18 protein-coding genes are annotated in these 17,198 nt (G+C 73.1%); 12 read left to right on the forward strand and 6 right to left on the reverse strand.

What is annotated here, in order from left to right:
• Positions 1-66 precede the first annotated feature (66 nt).
• Complete coding sequence (hppD, locus tag AB0C69_RS20090) at positions 67-1,158, reverse strand: 4-hydroxyphenylpyruvate dioxygenase (RefSeq protein WP_360355536.1); 1,092 nt, start codon at positions 1,156-1,158, stop codon at positions 67-69.
• A gap of 128 nt (positions 1,159-1,286) precedes the next feature.
• Here hppD and AB0C69_RS20095 point away from each other — a divergent pair, with 128 nt between their 5' ends.
• Complete coding sequence (locus AB0C69_RS20095; protein ID WP_345176931.1) at positions 1,287-1,793, forward strand: Lrp/AsnC family transcriptional regulator; 507 nt, start codon at positions 1,287-1,289, stop codon at positions 1,791-1,793.
• A 73-nt stretch (positions 1,794-1,866) separates the two neighbouring features.
• On the opposite strand, the gene greA is transcribed toward AB0C69_RS20095, so the two are convergent.
• Complete coding sequence (greA, locus tag AB0C69_RS20100) at positions 1,867-2,367, reverse strand: transcription elongation factor GreA (RefSeq protein WP_179843970.1); 501 nt, start codon at positions 2,365-2,367, stop codon at positions 1,867-1,869.
• A gap of 195 nt (positions 2,368-2,562) precedes the next feature.
• On the reverse strand, positions 2,563-2,946 hold the full coding sequence (locus tag AB0C69_RS20105; protein ID WP_353834456.1) for a DUF4307 domain-containing protein: 384 nt from the start codon (positions 2,944-2,946) through the stop codon (positions 2,563-2,565).
• A 201-nt stretch (positions 2,947-3,147) separates the two neighbouring features.
• Between AB0C69_RS20105 and mca the strand changes: the two genes are divergently transcribed.
• The 3 genes from mca to AB0C69_RS20120 are packed head-to-tail and all read left to right on the forward strand — an operon-like array spanning position 3,148 to position 4,882.
• Positions 3,148-4,011 (forward strand): mycothiol conjugate amidase Mca, encoded by an 864-nt coding sequence (mca, locus tag AB0C69_RS20110; RefSeq protein WP_345177229.1) that lies wholly within the window; start codon positions 3,148-3,150, stop codon positions 4,009-4,011.
• A complete protein-coding gene (locus AB0C69_RS20115) occupies positions 4,011-4,268 on the forward strand; it encodes a hypothetical protein (protein ID WP_345176935.1) in 258 nt (85 codons plus the stop codon). Before mca ends, AB0C69_RS20115 begins: the two co-directional genes overlap by 1 nt.
• A gap of 50 nt (positions 4,269-4,318) precedes the next feature.
• On the forward strand, positions 4,319-4,882 hold the full coding sequence (locus tag AB0C69_RS20120) for a tetratricopeptide repeat protein (RefSeq protein WP_360355541.1): 564 nt from the start codon (positions 4,319-4,321) through the stop codon (positions 4,880-4,882).
• Positions 4,883-4,893: 11 nt separating this feature from the next.
• On the opposite strand, the gene AB0C69_RS20125 is transcribed toward AB0C69_RS20120, so the two are convergent.
• Positions 4,894-5,370, reverse strand: coding sequence for a pyridoxamine 5'-phosphate oxidase family protein (locus tag AB0C69_RS20125; RefSeq protein WP_345176939.1), 477 nt, complete (start codon positions 5,368-5,370; stop codon positions 4,894-4,896).
• A gap of 79 nt (positions 5,371-5,449) precedes the next feature.
• On the opposite strand from AB0C69_RS20125, the gene AB0C69_RS20130 reads away from it, so the two are divergent.
• From AB0C69_RS20130 to AB0C69_RS20145, 4 genes are all read left to right on the forward strand, one after another.
• On the forward strand, positions 5,450-6,385 hold the full coding sequence (locus AB0C69_RS20130; protein ID WP_360355543.1) for a ribonuclease Z: 936 nt from the start codon (positions 5,450-5,452) through the stop codon (positions 6,383-6,385).
• A 24-nt stretch (positions 6,386-6,409) separates the two neighbouring features.
• The gene (locus AB0C69_RS20135) at positions 6,410-7,783 is read left to right on the forward strand and encodes an NAD(P)/FAD-dependent oxidoreductase (RefSeq protein ID WP_360355546.1); all 1,374 of its coding nucleotides are present in this window, start codon (positions 6,410-6,412) and stop codon (positions 7,781-7,783) included.
• A gap of 31 nt (positions 7,784-7,814) precedes the next feature.
• Positions 7,815-9,800 (forward strand): thioredoxin domain-containing protein, encoded by a 1,986-nt coding sequence (locus AB0C69_RS20140; RefSeq protein WP_360355548.1) that lies wholly within the window; start codon positions 7,815-7,817, stop codon positions 9,798-9,800.
• A 210-nt stretch (positions 9,801-10,010) separates the two neighbouring features.
• On the forward strand, positions 10,011-11,183 hold the full coding sequence (locus tag AB0C69_RS20145; protein WP_360355550.1) for a C40 family peptidase: 1,173 nt from the start codon (positions 10,011-10,013) through the stop codon (positions 11,181-11,183).
• 21 nt (positions 11,184-11,204) lie between these two features.
• Here AB0C69_RS20145 and AB0C69_RS20150 read toward each other — a convergent pair whose 3' ends face one another.
• On the reverse strand, positions 11,205-11,846 hold the full coding sequence (locus tag AB0C69_RS20150; RefSeq protein ID WP_360355553.1) for a TetR family transcriptional regulator: 642 nt from the start codon (positions 11,844-11,846) through the stop codon (positions 11,205-11,207).
• Positions 11,827-13,365 carry a DHA2 family efflux MFS transporter permease subunit gene (locus tag AB0C69_RS20155; RefSeq protein WP_360355555.1) on the reverse strand — a complete coding sequence of 513 codons (1,539 nt, stop codon included), beginning with the start codon at positions 13,363-13,365 and terminating at the stop codon, positions 11,827-11,829. The genes AB0C69_RS20150 and AB0C69_RS20155 overlap by 20 nt, the downstream gene beginning before the upstream one ends.
• A 116-nt stretch (positions 13,366-13,481) precedes the next feature.
• Between AB0C69_RS20155 and AB0C69_RS20160 the strand changes: the two genes are divergently transcribed.
• From AB0C69_RS20160 to AB0C69_RS20175, 4 genes are all read left to right on the forward strand, one after another.
• Positions 13,482-14,003, forward strand: coding sequence for a hypothetical protein (locus AB0C69_RS20160; RefSeq protein WP_360355557.1), 522 nt, complete (start codon positions 13,482-13,484; stop codon positions 14,001-14,003).
• Between the two features lie 125 nt (positions 14,004-14,128).
• A complete protein-coding gene (locus tag AB0C69_RS20165; protein ID WP_345176954.1) occupies positions 14,129-14,686 on the forward strand; it encodes a hypothetical protein in 558 nt (185 codons plus the stop codon).
• A 155-nt stretch (positions 14,687-14,841) separates the two neighbouring features.
• Entirely contained in the window at positions 14,842-15,666 is an 825-nt protein-coding gene (locus AB0C69_RS20170; RefSeq protein WP_345176956.1) for an isoprenyl transferase, read from the forward strand.
• A 78-nt stretch (positions 15,667-15,744) separates the two neighbouring features.
• Positions 15,745-17,160 (forward strand): PhoH family protein, encoded by a 1,416-nt coding sequence (locus tag AB0C69_RS20175; protein ID WP_345176958.1) that lies wholly within the window; start codon positions 15,745-15,747, stop codon positions 17,158-17,160.
• Positions 17,161-17,198: the final 38 nt, after the last annotated feature.

A 17,198-nucleotide genomic window follows, 5' to 3' on the forward strand; every position in this document is an offset into this window, starting at 1 on the left:
GGGGTGCACTCCGCACCCCCGGTGCCCGGGCGCCGCGGCGTCGAGGCTCGCCGCGGCGCCGCGGGGTCACAGGTTGCCGCGGCGCTCCTGCTCCCGCTCGATCGCCTCGAACAGCGCCTTGAAGTTGCCCTTGCCGAAGCCGAGCGAGCCGTGCCGCTCGATCAGCTCGAAGAACACCGTCGGGCGGTCCTGGACGGGCTTGGTGAAGATCTGCAGCAGGTAGCCGTCCTCGTCCCGGTCGACGAGGATCCGGCGCTTCTGCAGCTCCTCGATCGGCACCCGCACCTGGCCGATGCGCTCGCGCAGCTCCGGGTCCTCGTAGTAGGAGTCGGGGCTCTCCAGGAACTCCACGCCCGCGGCGCGCATCCGGTCGACCGACGCCAGGATGTCGCCCGTGGCGAGCGCGATGTGCTGGACGCCCGGCCCGCCGTAGAACTCCAGGTACTCGTCGATCTGCGACTTGCGCTTGCTCTCCGCGGGCTCGTTCAGGGGGAACTTCACCTTGCGGGTGCCGTCCGCGACGACCTTGGACATCAGCGCCGAGTACTCGGTCGCGATGTCGTCGCCGACGAACTCCGCCATGTCGGTGAAGCCCATGACGCGGTGGTAGAAGTCGGCCCACTCGTCCATGCGCTCGACGTTGCCGACGCAGTGGTCGATGGCCTGGAAGAACCGCTTGCCCACGGGCTCCACGACGGGCTCGGCGGGCTCGAACCCCGGCAGGTAGGGGCCGGTGTAGTTGGAGCGGTCGACCAGCGTGTGCCGGGTCGCGCCGTAGGTGGCGATCGCCGCGACCGTCACCTTCCCGAACCGGTCCTCCAGGACGTGCGGCTCCTCCAGCCCGGTGGCGCCCTTCGCGAGCGCGTGCCGGTAGGCGTGCTCGACGTCGGGCACCTCGATCGCGAGGTCCACCACGCCGTCGCCGTGCTCGGCGATGTGCCGCCCGATCTCGGTGCCGGCCTTCACCGGGCCGCGGAACACGAACCGGGCGCCGCCCGACTCCAGCACGTGCACCGCCTCGTCCGGGCTGCCGTTCTCCGGGCCCCGGTAGGCGACCCTGCGCATCCCGAACGCGGTCGAGTAGTAGTGGGCGGCCTGTTTGGCGTTGCCGACGGCGAAGACGACGGCGTCCATACCCTTGACCGGAAACTCATCCATGCCACCTAATCTCGACATACGCCTGCAAGGTGCGCAAGAGCGGGCGGAATCATTGGTCAATCTGTACAGTGCAAACGTGATCTGACCGGTCGTCCTGTGCAGGGTGACCACGACCACAGGAGGGTGCCGTGCCGATCGACGAACTGGACGGCCGGCTGATCGAGCTGTTCGCGGCCGAGCCCAGGGTCGGCGTCCTGGAGGCGTCCCGGCGGCTCGGGGTGGCGCGCGGCACCGTGCAGGCGCGGCTGGACCGGCTCGCGCGCGACGGCGTCATCGCCGGCCACGGCCCGGAGATCGACCCGGCCGCGCTCGGCTACGGGGTGACGGCCTTCGTGACGCTGCAGCTGCGGCAGGCGGGCGGCCACGATCCGGTGGCGGCCCGGCTCGCCCAGGTGCCCGAGGTGATCGAGGCCCACACCATCACCGGCCCCGGCGACATGCTGTGCCGCATCGTCGCCCGCAGCAACACCGACCTCCAGCGCGTCATCGACGTGATCGTGGACGTCGCCGGCGTGGAGCGCGCCTCCTCGGTGATCTCCCTCGCCACCCAGATCCCGTACCGCACCCTGCCCCTCGTCCGCGCGGTGTCCGGCCCCGCCCGGGCGGAGGCGCCCCGCGGACGCGCGCCCGGATAGGGGCGCACAAGCAACGACCGCCGGGCGGCATCCGCCCGGCGGTCTTCACCTCCGCAGTGTCGAGGGACGGCGGCTACGCGCCGCCGTAGGGGGTGGCGTCGAGGACCTCCACGGTCATCGATCGGCCGTTGGGGAGGTTGTAGGTGGCCTTCTCGCCGACCTTCTTGCCGTCGATGGCGGCACCGAGCGGCGACTTCGGGGAGTAGACGTCGATGGGGGCGCCGACCTCCTCGCGGGAGGCGAGCAGGAAGGTCACCTCCTCGTCGTCGCCCTCGAACGAGACCGTGACGGTCATGCCGGGCCCGACGACGCCCTCCGTGCGCGGGGCCTCGCCGACGCGGGCGTTCTCCAGGATGCCCTGGAGCTGGAGGATCCGGCCCTCGATCTTGCCCTGCTCCTCCTTGGCCGCGTGGTAGCCGCCGTTCTCGCGCAGGTCGCCCTCCTCCCGCGCCGCCTCGATCTTCTGAGCGATCTCGATGCGGCCCGGGCCCGACAGGTGGTCCAGCTCAGCCTTGAGCCGGTCGTACGCCTCCTGGGTGAGCCAGGTGACGTTGTCAGCGCGGGTCTCGGTCACGGGTACTCCTCATCCACATGGTGCGATCTCACCCGCCCCCGCGGGCGGGCGTCACATCGACATGAAGTGCGGCTGGGTGAAACCTCTAGCCTATCCGGTGTGTGCGGGTAAAGGTTCCCTGAACACGGCGTCCGCAATCCGCCAAACCGTGTTCCGTCACTCACCGGGCGTATCGGTCGGCCGGTGGCGGCAGGGTCAGACCTTGCGGCAGTCGCGGATCCTGGCCCCGGTGGCCCGCCGCGGCGTCCGCAGCGTCTCGGCCCCCTTCACGCTGGACGTCCCGGGCGGGACGGACACCTCCTTCTGCGCGAGCACCGCGAAGTCGGTGTCGTAGGCGTCCACCGTGCAGCGCACGTCGTCGTCCTTCCCCTTGGCCACCGTGTAGTTGATCTCGACCGACGTGTCGGTGATGTCGTAGGTGACGGTCTGCGGGACGATCCCCGGCGTCTGCCCCGTGTGCGCCGCGAGGATGCCGAAGCCGGCCGCCATCACCGCCGCGAGGAGGCCGACGGCGGCCAGGCCGAGGCGGCTCCGCCGGGACTCGGCCGGAGCCGCTGGTTTCGACACGCTCGTCGTCATGGCGGGAATCCTCGTGCGGGGTTTCGGTGTTGTCAGGGACAATTCATTCTCGTCTGTCATGGCGCGTGCCTCGAACCGGGGGCCGCTCAACAGTCCGGAGAGGGAGACCCCCAAGTGTCCGAGGTCATCGACGGTACGTCCGGCGTCTTCGACGGCGCGGCGCTCGAACGGCCGTGCGGCGGCGACGAGCCCCTGCGTCTCATGGCGGTGCACGCGCACCCCGACGACGAGTCCAGCAAGGGCGCGGCCACGATGGCGCGCTACGTGGCCGACGGCGTCGAGGTCCTCGTCGTCACCTGCACCGGCGGCGAGCGCGGCGACATCCTGAACCCCGCGATGGACCGCCCCGAGGTCAAGGCCGACATCGGCAAGGTCCGCGAGGCGGAGATGGCGCGGGCCCGCGAGATCCTCGGCGTCGACCAGCGCTGGCTCGGGTTCGTCGACTCCGGCTTCCCCGAGGGCGACCCGCTGCCGCCGCTGCCGGAGGGCTGCTTCGCGCTGGAGCCGCTGGAGACCGCCGCCGAGCCGCTGGTGCGCGCGGTCCGCGAGTTCCGCCCGCACGTGATGCTCACCTACGACGAGAAGGGCGGCTACCCCCACCCCGACCACGTGAAGTGCCACGAGGTGTCGGTGGAGGCGTTCGAGGCCGCGGGCGACCCGGAGCGCTACCCGGGCACGGGCGACCCCTGGCAGCCGCTGAAGCTCTACTACCACATGACCTTCAGCAAGGACCGCATCCTCACCCTGCACGCCGCCATGGAGAAGGCCGGCCTCGAGTCGCCCTACGGCGACTGGCTGAAGCGCTTCGAGGAGGAGGGCGAGGAGCGCGCCCGGTGGGAGGTCACCACGCGGGTGCCCTGCGCCGACCACTTCGAGACCCGTGACCAGGCCCTGCTCGCCCACGCCACCCAGATCGACCCGAACGGGTTCTGGTTCGTCGTCCCGCTGGACGTCCAGCGCGAGGCATGGCCGACCGAGGACTACCATTTGGCCAGGTCCCTGGTCGACACGGAACTGCCGGAGGACGACCTGTTCGCCGGCATCCGGGAGAAGGTGTGTCTGTGATGGCTGCCGTCCACGCCCTGCCGCTGAACGCCATGCCGCTGAACGACGACACGGTCAGCCCCGGCATGCTCGGCTTCGTGGTGTTCCTGCTCCTGCTGGCCGCGACGGTCCTGCTGATCCGGTCGATGGGCAAGCAGATGAAGAAGATCCAGGCGCCCCGCGAGGCCGACCTGAGGCAGCAGGAGTGGGAGCGCGCGGAGGCGGCCAAGGCGGCGAGGGCCGGCACGGCGGCCAAGGCCTCCGACGACGACGCCTGACCCGCCCCGGCGCCGGTTGGGCGCCGCCTCCTCCGGGGAGGATCTTCGACGTGCGCGCGAACCCCGATGACTCCTACCGCGACCTCCCGTCCGCGGAGCTGCGCCGCGCCCTCGACCGCCATCTCGCCGGAACGGCCTCCGGCGAGGGGGAGGTGGAGGCCGAGGGCCTGGCCCTGCTGGAGGGGGAACGCTGGGCGGAGGCCGCCGAGACGCTGGAGGAGGCCCTGCGCCGCGCCGAGCGGGGCGGCGACCACCACGCGGTGCTGGCGGCGCGCCACGACCTCGCCCGGGCGCTGATCGGCGGCGGCGACCTCGACCGCGCGATCGGGCTGCTCGGCCCGCTGCCGGACGAGTTCGCCGCCCTGCCGGAGCCGGACGAGCACGCCCGCGCCCGCGCGCTGGAGAGCCTCGGCGAGGCCTACCTGCGCGCGAACCGTCCCGTCGCGGCCCTGAACTTCTTCGGCCAGGCCCTGGAGATCCTGCGCAGGCTGGACGCGGTCCGCGGGCAGGCCGCGATGTTCGTCCACATCGCCGACGCCGCCCGCCTGCGCGGTGACGACGCGGCCGAGCGCGCCGCCCTCGACCGCGCCGCGGAGCTGATCCGCCCGACCTGACCCGCCATGGCCTACACCTTGCGGTGGTCCCAGCTCACGACCCGGTCGGGCTCCATGACGATGAGGACCCGCTTGGCCAGCGCCTGCTCGATGCCCTCGGCGATGACCGGGTCGACCGGCTCGCCCATCGCCGGGACGGGCAGCCCCGCCATCCGGGAGCCGACGACCATGCCGACCTTGGACCGCGGCTCGGGGTCCTCGACGACCAGGCCCCGCCCGTAGAGGGCGACGCCGCGCAGCTCGTTGTACTCCACGCCGTCCTCGACCAGGCACGTCATGACCGGGTTGCGGCGCAGGTTGATCACTTTCTGCGAGGACTTGTACGTGGTGAAGGCGATCCTGCCCTCGTACAGGGTGTAGAACATCGTCACCAGGTGGGGCTCGCCGTCCTTGCCGACGGTCGCGACCTGCACCTTGAAGTTGGCGGCCAGGTAGGCGGCCACCTCCTCGGGCGTCATCTTGATCTTGTCGCGCTTGCTCCCGGCCAACGGGCCCTCCTCGGGTCGTCTGCATCGCGCACAGAATAACCAAGCGCTTGCCCGGCCGTTCGACCGGCACCATGGGTGCATGTCCGTTCGCGATCTCACCGTCCTCGGCTCCGCCAGCGCGGTGCCCACCCGGTCCCGCAACCACAACGGCTACCTGCTGCGCTGGGACGGGCACGGCGTCCTGTTCGACCCTGGGGAGGGCACGCAGCGGCAGATGACGCACGCCGGGCTCTCCGCGAACGACGTGACCTGGATCTGCGTGACGCACTTCCACGGCGACCACTGCCTCGGGGTGCCGGGGATCGTCCAGCGCATCGCCCGCGACGGCGTCGCGCACCCGGTGGACGCGGCGTTCCCGGCGAGCGGCAGGCCCTACTGGGAGCGGCTGCGGCACGCGGCCGCGTTCCGCGACACCGACGTCATCCGCGCGCGGCCGGTGTCCGGCGAGCGGACGGAACTCGACACCGGCGACGCCCCGTTCAGCCTGGTCGCACGGCGGCTGTCCCACCCCGTCGAGGCGTACGGGTACCGGCTGGAGGAGCCCGACGGCGTGACGATGCTGCCGGACGAGCTCGCCGCGCGCGGCGTCAGGGGGCCGCTGATCCGCCGCCTCCAGGAGGAGGGCCGCGTCACCACGCCCGCCGGCCGCACGGTCGCGCTGGCCGAGTGCAGCGTGACCCGGCCCGGGCAGAAGGTCGCGTTCGTCATGGACACCCGGCTCTGCGACGGCGTCCGCGAGCTGGCCGCCGGGGTGGACATGCTCGTCATCGAGTCCACCTTCCTGGGCGAGGACGCGGCCCTGGCCGCCGAGTACGGGCACCTCACCGCCGCCCAGGCGGGCGCGGTGGCGGCGGAGGCGGGCGTCGGGCGGCTCGTCCTGACCCACTTCTCCGAGCGCTACCCCGCCGCCGACGAGCACCGCTTCACGGACGAGGCGTCCGCCGCGTTCGGCGGCGACATCACCCTCGTCCACGATCTGGACCGGATCCCGCTGCCACCGCGCCGTCTGACCTGACGGGAAGGTGGGCAGGACCAGGGCATGGCTGACGAAGTCGATGTCGTGGTGATCGGTCTCGGCCCCGGCGGCGAGGACGCCGCGGGCAGGCTCGCCGAGGCGGGCCTGGCGGTCGTCGGCGTCGAGTCGCGGCTGGTCGGAGGGGAGTGCCCCTTCTACGCCTGCGTCCCCACCAAGATGATGGTGCGCGCCGCCGGGCTGGTCGCCGAGGCCGGGCGCGTCCCCGGCATGGCGGGCGAGGCGTCCGTCCGGCCCGACTGGGGGCCGGTGGCCGCCCGGATCCGCGACGAGGCGACCCACGGGTGGGACGACACGGCCGCCGCCGACCGCCTCACCGGCAAGGGCGTGCGGCTGGTGCGCGGCCAGGGCCGCATCACCGGCCCCCGCGAGGTGACCGTGGGCGACCAGGTCTTCGCCGCCCGGCGCGGCATCGTGCTCAACACCGGCACCTCGCCCACGGCCCCGCCCGTCGACGGCCTCGCCGGCACGCCGTACTGGACGAACCGCGAGGCCGTCCAGGCGACGGAGGTCCCCGAGTCGCTGCTGGTCCTCGGCGGCGGCGTGGTCGGCGTCGAGACGGCCCAGGTCTTCTCCCGCTTCGACTGCCGCGTCACGGTCGTCGAGGCGGCCGACCGCCTCCTCGTCAACGATGAGCCGGAGTCGGGCGCCCTGCTGCGCGAGGTCTTCGAACGCGAGGGCATCGGCGTGCGCACCGGCGTGGACGTCACCCGCGTCGCCCACGACGGGTCCGAGTTCACGATGCACCTCGGCGGCGAGACGCTCACCGCCGACCGCCTCCTCGTCGCGACCGGGCGCCGCCCCAACCTCCGGGGGCTCGGCCTCGGCGCCGTCGGCCTGGACGAGAACGCCCGCCGGATCGCCGTGGACGGCCACATGCGCGCGGCCGACGGCGTGTGGGCGATCGGCGACATCACCGGCATGGGCGCGTTCACGCACGTCTCGATGTACCAGGCGGCCGTGGCGGTCCGGGACGTCCTCAGGGAGGAGGGGCCGCCCGCCGCCTACCGCGCCGTGCCGCGCGTCACCTTCACCGACCCCGAGATCGCGTCCGTCGGCCTCACCGAGGCCCAGGCCCGCGACCAGAACCTTCCGGTCCGCACGGCCGTCGTGCCGATCGCCGAGTCGACCCGCGGCTGGATCCACAAGGCCGGCAACGACGGCTTCGTCAAGCTGGTCGAGGACGTCGAGTGGGGCACCCTGGTCGGCGCCACCGCCGCGGGGCCCTCGGGCGGGGAGGTGCTCGGCCTCCTGGCCCTCGCCGTCCACACCGAGACCCCCACCGCCTCCCTCCGCGAGATGATCTACGCGTATCCCACCTTCCACCGCACCGTCGAGTCCGCCCTCGCCGATCTCGCCGCGCAGGCGCGGGGGGAGTGAGGCGGCGGCCGGATCGGGCAGGATCGGGGGCATGAACCGGCTCAAGGACGCGACCAGCCCGTACCTGCTCCAGCACGCCGGCAACCCGGTGGAGTGGTGGGAGTGGACCGGGGAGGCGTTCGCCGAGGCCCGGCGGCGCGACGTCCCCGTCCTGCTCTCCGTCGGATACGCCGCCTGCCACTGGTGCCACGTCATGGCGCACGAGTCCTTCGAGGACGGCGAGACGGCGCGGGCGATGAACGAGCTGTTCGTGAACATCAAGGTCGACCGGGAGGAGCGCCCGGACATCGACGCCGTCTACATGGAGGCGACGCAGGCCATGACGGGCCAGGGCGGCTGGCCGATGACGGTGTTCATGACCCCGGAGGGGCATCCGTTCTACTGCGGGACGTACTTCCCGCGGGCGCAGTTCCGGGCGCTGCTCCAGGCCGTCCACAAGGCGTGGACGGAGCAGCGCGACGACGTCGCCCAGCAGGGCCAGCAGGTCGTGGAGGCGCTGACCTCGCGCGGGTCGGGCCTCGTCGGGACGGAGGCGCCCGGCGACGGGGTGCTCGCGCATGCGGTGAAGGTGCTCGCGGGCTCCTACGACGCGGTGCGCGGCGGGTTCGGCGGCGCCCCGAAGTTCCCGCCGTCGATGGTGCTGGAGTTCCTGCTGCGCCACCACGCGCGCACGGGCGACGACGAGTCGCTGGCGATGGCGTCCCGCACGCTGGAGGCGATGGCCCGCGGCGGGATGTACGACCAGCTCGGCGGCGGGTTCGCGCGGTACTCGGTGGACGAGCGGTGGATCGTGCCGCACTTCGAGAAGATGCTCTACGACAACGCTCTGCTGGCCCGCGTCTACGCGCACTGGTGGCGGCTGACGGGGACGCCCTTCGCGCGGCGGGTCGCGCTGGAGACCTGCGACTGGATGCTGCGCGACCTGCGCACGGACCAGGGCGGACTCGCCTCGGCGCTGGACGCCGACAGCGAGGGCGTCGAGGGCAGGTACTACGTGTGGACGCCCGAGCAGCTGCGGGAGGTCCTCGGCGACGAGGACGGCGCGTTCGCGGAGACCCTGTTCGAGGTGACGGGGACGTTCGAGCACGGCACCTCCGTCCTCCAGCTTCTGAGCGATCCCGAGGACGTCGAGCGGTACGAGCGCGTGCGCACCGCGCTGCTCACGGCCCGCGCGCGGCGGATCCCGCCGGCGCGGGACGACAAGGTGGTGGCGGCGTGGAACGGGCTCGCCGTCGCGGCGCTGGCGGAGTGCGGCGCGCTGTTCGACCGGCCGGACCTGGTCCGGGCGGCCGAGGAGGTCGCGCGCCTGCTGGTGGAGGTCCATCTGCGGGACGGCCGGCTGGCGCGCACGTCCAAGGACGGGACGGCGGGCGCGAACACCGGCGTCCTGGAGGACTACGCCGACGTGGCCGAGGGCCTGCTCGCCCTGCACGCCGTCACCGGCGACCCGCGCCACGTGCGGCTGGCCGGGGAGCTGCTGAACACCGTCCTCGAACGGTTCGCCGACGGGTCCGGCGGCTTCTACGACACGGCCGACGACGCCGAGCGGCTGTTCCGGCGCCCGCAGGACCCGACCGACAACGCGACGCCGTCGGGGCAGTTCGCGGCGGCGGGGGCGCTGCTGTCGTTCGCCGCGCTGACCGGGTCGGACTGGCACCGGCAGGCGGCGCAGGACGCGCTGGCGCCCGCCGGGGCGCTGGCGGACAAGCACGCGCGGTTCGCGGGCTGGGGCCTCGCCGTGGCCGAGGCCCTCGCCACCGGCCCGGTCGAGATCGCGGTGATCGGCGATCCGGACGACGCGCGCACTCGCGCGCTGCACCGGACGGCCCTCATGGCGGTCGCCCCGGGCGCGGTGGTCAGCGCCGGCCCGCCGGGCGCAGAGGGCGTGCCCCTGCTGGAGGGGCGGGTCCTGGTGGACGGGGAGCCCGCGGCGTACGTCTGCCGGGGGTTCGTCTGCCGGCTGCCCGTGACGACCCAGGCCGAGCTGAACCGCGAACTGCGCGGGCAATTGGACTGAGGGTCCACTTTATGGCAACGTGACCTTGATCTCAGCCGTCCGGGCTGTTACTACTGAGTAACTGGGGCGTTCCTGACCCAACGGGGTGGAGCGGCCGAGGGTGTCATCAGGCCCCCCGGGTATCTGGACGATGGCCGACCTTCTGGGTCATAGTCGTGTCCGGTGCACGGTCAGGAGCCGGCGCAGGGCGACCATCGAGGGAGCGTGGCAGTGGGAAAGCCGAACCGCCGGGTGCTACCGACGATCATCGGCGTCTCCGTGCTGACGACGCTCGCCGCCAACACCGCCGTCCTCGTCGCGCGCGACGACGGCGCGGCGGACCCGCCGCGCGGCGAGCAGCGCGCCCGCTTCGTGGCCGCGTCCGGCAGCACCGGCCTGTCGCCCACGGCGGTCGCGCCGCTCGGCAAGCGGCTCGTCCCGCACGTCCTCGTGGCGGCGCCGACCACGCTTCCGGCCGACTTCGTCCAGAAGGTCCGCGGCGCCAAGGGCGTGAAGGGCGTCGAGGTCGTCGACGCCGTGCAGGGCATGGTCGCGGGCAAGCGCGTGGGGCTGATGGGCGTCAATCCGTCCACGTTCCGCAACTACACGCCGAAGCCGACCGCCAAGTCGGACGCGCTCTGGCGCAACGTCGCCTCCGGCGACGTCGCCATCTCCTTCACGATGGGCAGCGACGGCGGGGTCGAGCTCGGCAGCCAGGTGCCCGTCGGCGGCAAGCAGCACCAGTCGCAACTGCGGGTGGGCGCGTACGCGACGATGGGCGTCAGCGACGTCGACGCGGTCGTCTCGCACGCCACCGCGCAGGCCCTCGGACTGCCGACCGGCAACGCGATGCTGGTCAGCGTCCCGAAGACGGCGCCGAAGACGTTCATCACGAAGCTGCGCAAGGCGCTGCCGAAGGGCGCCAGGGCCGTCGCGGTCAACCCGGAGATCGACTTCCCGAAGTCCGGGAACGTGCCGGCCGCCGACGGCCAGGTCATGACGGCCGGCCAGGTCCGGACGGTGATCAAGGCGGCCTACACGCGGCTCGGCTGGCCGTACGTGTGGGGCGGCGAGTCCGAGGCCGAGGGCGGCTACGACTGCTCCGGCCTGATGCAGTACGCGTTCGCCAGGGCGGGCATCCGGCTCCCGCGCGTCGCCGCCGACCAGGCCCGCGCCGGCTGGGTCGTCCCCTACAGCAAGGCCCAGCCGGGCGACATGCTCATCTGGGCCAACGACCCGACCGCGCCCGGCTACATCTCGCACATCGCCCTCTACCTGGGCCAGGGCAAGATGCTGGCGGCCCCGCGGACGGGCACGGTGGTGCAGATCCAGAACGTCTACACCCGCAACATGCGCGGCGCCGTCCGCGTCAGCCCGAAGAGGGCCGCCGCGCTGGCGCGCTGACCCGCCCGCCGCGGGCGCCGGTCACAGCGGGCAGCCGCGGGCCAGGAACTCCAGGTTGCGGTCGACGAGCCCGGGAAGCTCCTCGGTCGTCGCGCGCCCTTCCATCCACTGGTACATGGCCGCCTGGAGCACGCCGAGGACGGCCCAGGAGAACGTCTGCACGTCCGGGTCGTCGGGGCGCCGCCCGGTCCGGTGGCCGACGACGTCGGTCAGCATGGCGAACGTGCCCTCGCGCAGCGCCTCGAACGTGCGGGCGCGCAGGGCCGGGACCTGGGCGGTGAGCCGCAGCCGGGCGTTGACCACGTCCAGGTCGGTCTCGTACAGCAGCGGGAGCATCTCGCGGAACGTGGCGCGCAGCGCCTCGATGGGGGACAGCCCGGCCGGCTGGCTCCGCAGGACCTCCGCCATGATCGGGTCGTACTCGTCGGTGACGACCACGTCCTCCTTGGTGGGGAAGTAGCGGAAGAACGTGCTCGGCGAGATCTCGGCCGCCGCCGCGATCTGCTCCACGGTCGTCTCGTCGTAGCCCCGCTCGCCGAACAGGCGGAGGGCGTGGTCCTGGATCGCCCGGCGGGTCCGCAGCTTCTTGCGCTCCCGCAGCGGCATCCGGGAGAGCCGGTCCTCCAGCCGGTCGACGGCGTGCTCACGGGACGGCGTGCTCATGCCCCGATTCTCGTGCATCGGCGGAGGGGGCCGCATCCGCCCGGGCCCGGCCGGGCTGGAAGAAGAACAGCAGCAGGGCGGCCGCGACCGCGGCGGCGGCGCACGCGGCGAACACCGCGTCCATGCCGTGGACGTAGGCGCCGCGGGCCGAGGCGAGCAGGCCGGCGTCGCCCAGCCGTCCGGCGACGGCGACGGCGCCGCCGAGGGAGTCGCGCGCCGCGCCCGCCGCCTCGGGCGGCAGCCCGCCGGTGGCCACGCGGTCCCGGTAGAGCGCCGACAGCAGGCTGCCGAGGCCCGCGACGCCGAGCGTCCCGGCCGTCTGGCGCAGCGTCTGGACGAGGCCGGAGCCCCGTCCGGCCCGTGCGGCGGGCAGGGCGGCGAGGACCGCGTCCATCGCCGGGACGAGGGTCAGGCCGCAGCCGAGGCCGAGGACGAGCAGCCACGGGACGGTCGCGGAGTAGGCGTCGCCCGGCCCGGTGAGCGCGCCCCACCCGAAGCCGGCCGCGAGCACGAGCAGTCCGGTGACGAGGATCGGCTTGTGCCCGGCGCGGTGCGCGGCCCGGTCGGTGACGATCCCGCCGGCGAGCAGGCCGAGCAGCATCGGCGTCAGCCGCAGCCCCGTGCCGAACACGTCGTTGCCCTGGACGGCCTCCAGGTACTGCGGGAGGACGAACAGCGCCCCCGCCATCATCAGGTTCGCGGTGACGGCGGCGACCACCGCCCAGGTGAAGCGGGGGTCGCGGAACAGCGCCATGTCCATCATGGGCGCGGCGGCGCGCCGCTCCCACAGGACGAACCCGGCCAGCAGGACGGCCGCGACCGCGAACGACGCCAGCACCACCGCGTCGCCCCAGCCCCGCACCGGGGCCTCGATGACCCCGTACACGAGCGCGACGACGCCGGCCGCCGACAGCAGCGAGCCGGCGCCGTCGATCCGCGGCGCGGACGGGTCCCGCGTCTCGGGCAGCAGCAGCGCCACCGCGACGCCGCCGACGAGCACGAGCGGCACGTTGACGAGGAAGACCGACCCCCACCAGAAGTTCTCCAGGAGCCAGCCGCCGAGCAGCGGGCCGAGCGGCAGCCCGAGCGCCATCGCCGACGACCAGACCGCGACGGCGCGGGTGCGCTCCTCCGGCGGGAAGATCGCGGGCAGCATCGACATGGACAGCGGCGTCACGATCGCCGCGCCGAGTCCCATGAACGCCCGGGCCGCGACGACGCCGCCGGAGCCGTCCGCGAACGCCCCGGCGAGCGAGGCGGCGCCGAAGACGGCGAGGCCGGCCACCAGCAGCCGCTTGCGGCCGAACCGGTCGCCGAGCAGCCCGGCCGGGAGCAGCAGCGCGCCGAACACCAGCAGGTAGGAGTCCACGATCCACTGCAGCGCGCTGGTGCCCGCGTGCAGCTCCTCCGACAGCGTGGTCAGCGCCACGTTGAGGATCGTCATGTCGAACCCGAGCGCCAGCATGCTCAGCGCCAGGGCGCCCAGCCCGAGCCAGCGCCGCGTGTGCCCCACGGTCATGACTGCCACCTCCGATTGACTGCCGCTCTAAAATGAAAGTAACTATCAATTGGTGGTGATTGTCAATCGGTGCGGAGGCTGGCGCATCTCCCGACAGGGGATGTAATTTTGATTACATGAATACGAGTGAAGCGGTGGAGCAGCTCCGCGGCTGGTTCACCGGACGGCTCCCCGAGGAGTGGTTCGAGGGCGCGCCCGAGGTCGTCGTCGACCGCGAGGAGGTCGCGGTCGTCGGCACGCTGCCCCTCCCCGCCGCGGCGGCCGAGGCGTCCGGCGCCGAGCGCGCGGGCGTCGTCGCCGGGCACGTCCAGCGCTTCCGTGACGACACCCGCGACCGGCGGATCGCCATCGCCCGGGAGGCCGAGCAGCGCTTCGGCCGCAAGGTCTCCTGGGGCGTGGAGTGCGACGGCGAGCGGGAGATGTTCACCACTCTGTCGGTGCCGGTGATGACGCGGCTGCGGCAGCCCGAGCGCCGCGTCCTCGACACGCTCGTGGACGCCGGGGTCGCCCGCAGCCGCAGCGACGCGCTCGCCTGGTGCGTCCGGCTCGTCGGCAAGAACACCGACGAGTGGCTGTCGGAGCTGCGCAGCGCCCTGCAGCACGTCGAGCGCGCCCGCGCCGCGGGCCCGCAGGCCTGACCGCGAGGGCGGGCGGGGCCGGGCCGGCCATTACCCGATCCGAATGATCACTAGGTGTGATCATGGTGCCGACCTCCTCTACTGTGCCTGGATAGCGGGCCGGACGGGGGCGGGAGGTGCACGGGATGCTGGGGCTGCGCTGCCTGGACGGGTCCGCGCTCGCGGTGGTCCCGATCGCCTCGCTCGACCGCGGCGGCACCCCGTTCGAGGTCACGCTCGAACTGTGGCGGGACGGCGACTCGTTCGGGGCGGTGGGGGAGCGGTGCGGCTACTTCCTGGCCGGGCTCGCCGCCCGGGTCGCCGCCGCACGGGCCGACGGGTCCCCGCAGGCGGCGCGCTGGCCCGACCCCGACGACCGCTTCCCCGACCCCGTCCCCGGCGACACCGCCCGCGAGCCCGAGCTGTTCGCGTTCCGCTACCGCGACCGCGGCGACGTGATCAGCACCGGCGAGCTGCGGTGCTCCCTGCGCACGTCATCGATGTGGGTCGGCCGCCAGCAGTCCGCGGCGGGACGGTGGCGGGTCGCGCGGCGCGCCGTGATCGAGGCGTGGGGCGCGGGCGGCCGCGGCGTGCGCGCCGTCCTCACGTCGGCCGAACTGGCGCGTTTTCTCTCCGACCTGCTCGCCGAGGCGGACCGGGCCAGAGCAGGCCATCCGCCCCGCCTGACGCCTCCCGCGCGTTAGCCTGGCCTCACGGGGACGGTGGGAGAAGTGTCGCCGTCGGGCCATAATTGAGCGACTTTCCGCCAGGGTCGGTCGCTCGAAGGGAAGCCCATATGCGGGTTCGGCGTACGGGAGAGCCGCGCACCAGGAGGACGCGCGGCGCGCGGAGGGACGGCGTGCGCCGGCGCCCCTCCGAGGGAGGGCGGCTGGTCTCGGCCCTCCGCCGCAGCGGCCCGTACGCGGCCGTCCGCGACGCCGTCTACCGGATGTACGAGCGGCGCGTCGAGGCCGATCTGCCCACCGACGTCACCCCCCGGCACGTCGGCGTGATCCTCGACGGCAACCGGCGTTGGGCCAGGTCGATGGGGCTGGCCGACGTCAACTCCGGGCACCAGCGCGGCGCCCAGAAGATCTCCGAGCTGCTCCAGTGGAGCGCCGAGGCGGGGGTCGAGCACGTCACGCTGTGGCTGCTGTCGACCGACAACCTCAACCGGCCCGCCGACCAGCTCGAACCGCTGCTGGCGATCATCGAGAACACCGTCCGCAAGCTCGCCGCCGACGGCTGGCACGTCAAGCCCGTCGGCGCCCTCGACCTGCTGCCCGATAAGACGGCCCGCGTCCTGAAAGATGCGGGAGAGGCCACATCGAGCGCACCCGGCCTGATTGTGAACGTCGCGGTTGGGTATGGAGGTAGGCGTGAGATCGCTGATGCGGTGCGCTCTCTGCTCATCGAGCAGGCGAGTCGTGGCACCAGCATCGAGGAACTCGCCGAGGTCCTCGACGTGGAGCACATCGCGGAGCATCTCTACACGCGCGGCCAGCCGGATCCGGACCTGGTCATCCGCACCTCGGGGGAGCAGCGTCTCTCCGGTTTCATGCTCTGGCAGAGCGCCCACTCGGAGTTCTACTTCTGCGAGGTCCATTGGCCGGACTTCCGCAAGGTGGACTTCCTGCGGGCCATCCGCTCCTATGCCGCGCGGCACCGGCGCTACGGTACCTGACCGTCCACTGAGGACCACCGCCCCTGCGCGGGCGGACCTGCGCGCCACCGGCAGTTCCCCCATATCCAGGGAGATCGAGTGGCCACAACCTCCGCGCGCCGTCCCGGCACGTCCGCCGGGATCCCGTCCGGGACCTCTGTTCCGGAGACCTCTGGAGACCGCGGGGGCGCCGCTCCCGGCAGGGAACCGGACCGGCGCACGTACGTCCTCGACACCAGCGTGCTGCTCGCCGATCCGGGAGCGATGACGCGGTTCGCCGAGCACGAGGTCGTACTCCCCATCGTCGTCATCTCCGAACTGGAGGCCAAGCGGCACCACCCCGAGCTCGGCTACTTCGCCCGGCAGGCGCTGCGCACGCTGGACGACCTGCGCCTGCGGCACGGCCGGCTGGACGAGCCCGTCTCGGTCGAGGGGGCGCTCGGCGACCAGGGCGGAACGCTCCGCGTCGAGCTGAACCACGCCGACCCGAGCGTCCTGCCGGACGGGTTCCGGCTCGGCGACAACGACACCCGGATCCTGTCGGTGGCCGCCTGGCTGGCCCGTGAGGGACGCGACGTCGTGCTGGTCTCCAAGGACCTGCCGATGCGGGTGAAGGCGTCCGCGGTGGGGCTCGCCGCCGAGGAGTACCGCGCGGAGCTGGCCGTCGTGGAGTCCGGCTGGACCGGGATGCGCGAGCTGGAGGTCACCGCCGGGGCCGTCGAGGAGCTGTACGAGTCGGGGAGCGCCGATCTGGAGGAGGCGCGGGACCTGCCCTGCCACACGGGGCTGCGGCTGCTGTCCGAGCGCGGATCGGCCCTCGGCCGCGTCCAGCCGGACAAGTCGGTGCGGCTGGTGCGCGGCGACCGGGAGGTGTTCGGGCTGCGCGGCCGGTCCGCCGAGCAGCGGATCGCGCTGGACCTGCTGATGGACGAGGACGTCGGCATCGTCTCGCTCGGCGGGCGGGCCGGCACCGGCAAGTCGGCGCTCGCCCTCTGCGCGGGGCTGGAGGCCGTGCTGGAGCGGCGGCGGCACCGCAAGGTCGTGGTGTTCCGCCCCCTGTACGCGGTCGGCGGCCAGGAGCTCGGATACCTGCCGGGCTCGGAGGGCGAGAAGATGTCGCCGTGGGCGCAGGCGGTCTACGACACCCTCTCGGCGGTGACGACGCCGGAGGTCGTGGACGAGGTGGTGGACCGTGACATGTTGGAGGTCCTGCCGCTCACCCACATCCGGGGCCGGTCGCTGCACGACGCGTTCGTGATCGTGGACGAGGCGCAGTCGCTGGAGCGCGGCGTGCTGCTCACCGTCCTGTCGCGGATCGGCGCGGGGTCGCGGGTGGTGCTGACCCACGACGTGGCGCAGCGCGACAATCTGCGCGTCGGCAGGCACGACGGCGTCGCGGCCGTGGTGGAGCGCCTGAAGGGCCACCCGCTGTTCGCGCACGTGACGCTGACCAGGTCGGAGCGCTCGCCGATCGCGGCGCTCGTGACCGACATGCTCGGCGACGTCGGGGTCTGACCCCGACGAGAGAGGACCCCGGCGGACCGGTGACGGCC

The organism is Actinomadura sp. NPDC048032 (genome assembly GCF_040653175.1).
GTDB lineage: Bacteria > Actinomycetota > Actinomycetes > Streptosporangiales > Streptosporangiaceae > Spirillospora > Spirillospora verrucosospora.

Excerpts from the sequence above, each read along its gene's own strand:
- AB0C69_RS20135 (WP_360355546.1), top strand. The coding sequence starts at position 6,410 with ATGGCTGACGAAGTCGATGTCGTGGTGATCGGTCTCGGCCCCGGCGGC.
- AB0C69_RS20130 (WP_360355543.1), top strand. The coding sequence starts at position 5,450 with ATGTCCGTTCGCGATCTCACCGTCCTCGGCTCCGCCAGCGCGGTGCCC.
- AB0C69_RS20115 (WP_345176935.1), top strand. The coding sequence starts at position 4,011 with ATGGCTGCCGTCCACGCCCTGCCGCTGAACGCCATGCCGCTGAACGAC.
- AB0C69_RS20105 (WP_353834456.1), bottom strand. The coding sequence starts at position 2,946 with ATGACGACGAGCGTGTCGAAACCAGCGGCTCCGGCCGAGTCCCGGCGG.
- hppD (WP_360355536.1), bottom strand. The coding sequence starts at position 1,158 with ATGGATGAGTTTCCGGTCAAGGGTATGGACGCCGTCGTCTTCGCCGTC.
- AB0C69_RS20140 (WP_360355548.1), top strand. The coding sequence starts at position 7,815 with ATGAACCGGCTCAAGGACGCGACCAGCCCGTACCTGCTCCAGCACGCC.
- AB0C69_RS20165 (WP_345176954.1), top strand. The coding sequence starts at position 14,129 with ATGCTGGGGCTGCGCTGCCTGGACGGGTCCGCGCTCGCGGTGGTCCCG.
- mca (WP_345177229.1), top strand. The coding sequence starts at position 3,148 with ATGGCGGTGCACGCGCACCCCGACGACGAGTCCAGCAAGGGCGCGGCC.
- AB0C69_RS20155 (WP_360355555.1), bottom strand. The coding sequence starts at position 13,365 with ATGACCGTGGGGCACACGCGGCGCTGGCTCGGGCTGGGCGCCCTGGCG.
- AB0C69_RS20160 (WP_360355557.1), top strand. The coding sequence starts at position 13,482 with ATGAATACGAGTGAAGCGGTGGAGCAGCTCCGCGGCTGGTTCACCGGA.
- AB0C69_RS20150 (WP_360355553.1), bottom strand. The coding sequence starts at position 11,846 with ATGAGCACGCCGTCCCGTGAGCACGCCGTCGACCGGCTGGAGGACCGG.